The 3,931-nt window shown below is 63.3% G+C and carries 4 protein-coding genes; 3 read left to right on the forward strand and 1 reads right to left on the reverse strand.

What is annotated here, in order from left to right; all coding sequences use genetic code 11:
* Positions 1 to 2: 2 nt before the first annotated feature.
* Positions 3 to 899 carry a sugar phosphate isomerase/epimerase gene (locus KA184_18090; protein ID MBP8131494.1) on the reverse strand — a complete coding sequence of 299 codons (897 nt, stop codon included), beginning with the start codon at positions 897 to 899 and terminating at the stop codon, positions 3 to 5.
* Between the two features lie 435 nt (positions 900 to 1,334).
* Here KA184_18090 and KA184_18095 point away from each other — a divergent pair, with 435 nt between their 5' ends.
* The 3 genes from KA184_18095 to KA184_18105 form a co-directional block, all read left to right on the forward strand.
* A complete protein-coding gene (locus tag KA184_18095) occupies positions 1,335 to 2,282 on the forward strand; it encodes a sugar phosphate isomerase/epimerase (GenBank protein MBP8131495.1) in 948 nt (315 codons plus the stop codon).
* Positions 2,283 to 2,388: 106 nt separating this feature from the next.
* Positions 2,389 to 3,633 carry a Gfo/Idh/MocA family oxidoreductase gene (locus KA184_18100; protein MBP8131496.1) on the forward strand — a complete coding sequence of 415 codons (1,245 nt, stop codon included), beginning with the start codon at positions 2,389 to 2,391 and terminating at the stop codon, positions 3,631 to 3,633.
* Positions 3,634 to 3,699: 66 nt separating this feature from the next.
* Positions 3,700 to 3,931 (forward strand): hypothetical protein (locus KA184_18105; GenBank protein ID MBP8131497.1); only part of this gene is annotated, 232 nt, incomplete at its 3' end.

Raw genomic sequence — 3,931 nt, forward strand, 5'->3', positions numbered from 1 at the left:
TCTCACCCGTACTTCTTGTTCAACGCGTCGACCGCCTTCTTGCAGCGCTCGGTGACGGCCCAGGCGTCTGGCCAGAAGCAGAGGTCGACCGTCCACCAGTCGTGCTTGACACCCGAATGGACCAGTTCCGGCATGAGCTCATCGAAATTGATGATGCCCTCGCCAAAGGGGGCGTGCGTGCTCGTATCCTCGTCGTGCAGCGTGCCGTCCGAGTCGATCAGGTGCAGATGATTGATCTTGCCCCGCAATTTCCGCGCCAGTTCGAGCGCGCCGCCGGGCAACGTTTCCTTCTTGCCGGGTTGCCGTGCGCCGACCACGGCGACCATGTGCGCATGGCACGTATCGAACATGATGCCGAAGTTGTCGTTGTTTACCTCATCGGCGATCCGCAAAATGTCAGAGGGCTTATTGAACGCAAAGCCGGGCTCGAATTCCCATGTCAAGTAAACACCTTTGTCGGCAGCCTCTTCCGCGCAGCGCTTCCAGGTATCCACGACCCGCTTGCGGGCTGTCGCTTCGTCCACCTGCTCGAAGATCGTCGGGGGCTGCACGGCATCGACGCGAATGCCCGGAATGCCGAGGTCGACGCAGAATTCGAGGTTCTTGCGGAACTCGTTCAGGTACGGCGTCGTGTCCTCCGTGTCAATGAGGTGCTGGCCCCACAGATTCGCCGCCATCCCGGAGAACGCAAGGCCCGCGTCGGCCACGCCCTGTTTGCACGCGGCCCGCTGCTCCTTGTCCGGCATAATATCCGGATTCGGATGAATGCCGAACCCGCCCAGTTCGACGCCGTCAAATTTCAGCGCCTGCAACTGCCGCAGGATTTCCTCCCACGGCACCGGGTTGTCCGCATACGGTCCAATCGAAAACGCCCACGTACCAATCGAGATTCTTTTCATGGCTCGTACTCACTTTCCTGGGTTCCCCGTTGCCAACCCGGCCCCTTGGCCGGAATCCCTATAGTAGCAGATGGAAGCGCGAACTAAAATCGACCTCTGACCGCGATGCCCGACGACAAATCCGGTGAGGATATGTGAACAAGGACAATTGAACGTCTTGTGTCTTTCGCTTGAATGCTATACGCTGGTTTCTCAAGGGTTCGGCCAGCGTCACGGAGTGAACGAAGCCAATGGAATCCAATTCCGGCGAATTCGAGCGAAGATTGCGGGCACTCGCCCTCCCGGCGTTAATGGCGCGAGGGGAGGAGGACGTGCGGATGGGAAGAATCACTCCCATGGACGAGGCGTTCGCGCACAGGCGAGAGAAATGGAACAAGCCTGGCCGCGAGCGCGATGAGCGAGCGTTAACGTGAGACACGGTGGAGGAAATCGCTAATGAATCGGCGTAATTTTCTGAACTCGGTGGCTGCGCTTGCGGGCGCGGCGGGGGTCTCGACAACCGTCTCGGCCCAGGCTGAGACGAAGGGGCCCCTCAAAGTCCGTTTCGGCCTGAATCTCCTTGTCTACACGGCGTCTTTCACAAAGGATCAGGTCGATCTCATTAAGAAGGCCGCCGAGTTTGGTTACGACGGGGTCGAAATCCTCTTCGGCGACCTGGAGGTGCTCGACGCGGCCGCGACGCGACGCGCGCGCGAGGCGGCGGGCGTCGGGGTGACGGCCTGCGCCGTCATGACGCCCGAGGCGAATGTGACGAGCGGCGAAGCGTCCGAACGCGCGGCGGGCGTTGCCCGGCTCAAGCGTATCGTCGATATCACCGCCGAAATGGGCGGCGATGCCATCGGCGGGCCGATTTACGCGCCGGTGCGCTATCTGCCAGGCCGCGCGCGCACGGACGACGAGTGGAAATGGGCCGCCGAATGCCTGCGCGCCGCCGCCGAGTACGCGGCCACGGCGAATATCGTCCTGGCGATGGAGCCGTTGAACCGCTTCGAGACCTATGTCGTGAATACCGCCGCGGATGCGGTCAAGTTGTGCCAGGCCGCGAACCATCCGAACCTGAAGGTGCAGGTCGACACATTTCACTCGAATATCGAAGAAAAGGACACCGCCGCCGCCATTCGCGCGACCGGACCTTACCTCGGCCACTTTCACGCCTCCGAGAGCGATCGGGGTGTGCCCGGCACCGGCCAGGTGCGTTGGAAAGCGTGTTTCGCGGCGTTGCGCGAGCTGGACTACCGGGGATGGGTAACCATCGAGAGCTTCGCGACGGGCATCGTCGACCTGTGCGCCGCCGCGTGCATCTGGCGGCCCATCTATGAATCTGCGGACCACTTGGCCATCGAGGGGCTCGCATTCTTGAAGGAAATGGCGCGGCTGGCATAGGATGCGACGGGGAAGCGGTTGCGTGGCGGACGCGCACCGGAAATCCAAGATAAGACGTTTGATCAAAGAAGGGAACTCTATGAACACGAGACCAAAACCCGGGCGCATGGGACGCCGGCAATTCATCAAGACGGCTGCGGCAACTGCGAGCGGCCTTGTCATCGCACCCAATATCATCGCGGGCGCCCAAGGCCGGGTTCCCGCGAGCGCGCGCATCGGCGTCGGCCTGATCGGCGCGGGCGGCCGGGGCCGCGACGTCATGAGCGCGTTCATGGCGCAGCCGGACGTGCAGTTCCTGGCCGTCTGCGACGTGTTTCGCGACCGCCGCGAGCGGGCGCGCGACCAGGTGAACCAGGGCTACGGCAATCAGGACTGCGCCGTGTACCTTGACATGCTGGAACTGCTGGACCGGCCGGACATCGACGCCGTGCTCATTGCCACGGGCGACAACTGGCACTCCGGCGCCTCGATCATGGCGGCCCGCGCGGGCAAGAACATCTACTGTGAGAAGCCGATGAGCGTGACCATTACGGAGTCGCGCGCCGTGTCCGACACGATGCGCCGTCTTGGCCGTGTCTATCAGTGCGGCACGCAGCGGCGCAGCATCGCCAACTTCATCTTCGCGATAAACCTCGCGCGCAGCGGCAAACTCGGCCGGCTCACGGAACTGCACGCCGAAGAAGCGGGCGGTTTCAAGGTCTTCGACGAGACCATTCTCCCCGCGGAGCCGGAACCGCCGCGCGAGGAATTCGATTGGGACCGCTGGCTCGGTCCGGCGCAGTGGCGGCCCTACAATGCGAAATATCCGACGCGCGGCTTCTGGAGCGGTCATGTCGACTTCAGCGGCGCGTCCATCGCTGAGTGGGGGAGCCACACCGTCGACCTGTGTCAATGGGCGAACGATGCCGACGCGACAGGCCCGGTGGAGTTCTGGCAGGAAGGCGAACGGTTTATCGGGCGCTACGCCAACGGCGTGAAACTGGTCATCCGCACCGGGCTGCGCTTCGGGTCGTGTCCCGTCCGTTTCGAGGGCGAGGAAGGTTGGGTCGAAACCGGCGATTCCGGGCAGGTCGAGGTCTACCCCAAGTCGCTGATGAATGAGCCGTGGTTCCCGGGCGGCTACCCGCCGGACAACCACGTGCGCGCGTTTCTCGACTGTATGAAGACGCGGCGGGAGCCGGTCTCGAACGCGGAGGTGGCGCACCGGTCGATCTCGGCGTGCCACGTCGCCAACATCTGCAAGCGGTTGGGCCGGCCCGTGAAATGGGACCCCGCGGCGGAAGCCTGCGTCGACGATGACGAGGCCAACCGGCTGCGGTCGCGCGCCTACCGCGAACCGTGGTATCTGTAAACCGCATTGCGCTTTGTTGCGCGGCCCCGGAGAGGACAGCGCATTGCACGGAAGAGGGAAATACCCATGATGTTAAGAAAATCGCGTAGTTGGCTCATTGCCGTGGCCTATCTCGCCGCCTTGGCGGGTTTCACATACAACGCCCCGGCTTCGGCGGAAGACACACCGGACGAGGCGGCGCTCATTCAGGTGCTGCAGAGCGATGCAGGCTGGCCGGAAAAACAGGAGGCCTGCCGCATGCTGCGCCGCACCGGTACGGAAGCCTGCATTCCGGCGCTGGCCGCCCTGTTGTCCGACG

The sequence above is a fragment of the Candidatus Hydrogenedentota bacterium genome, assembly GCA_018005585.1.
In the GTDB taxonomy this organism is placed as follows: domain Bacteria; phylum Hydrogenedentota; class Hydrogenedentia; order Hydrogenedentales; family JAGMZX01; genus JAGMZX01.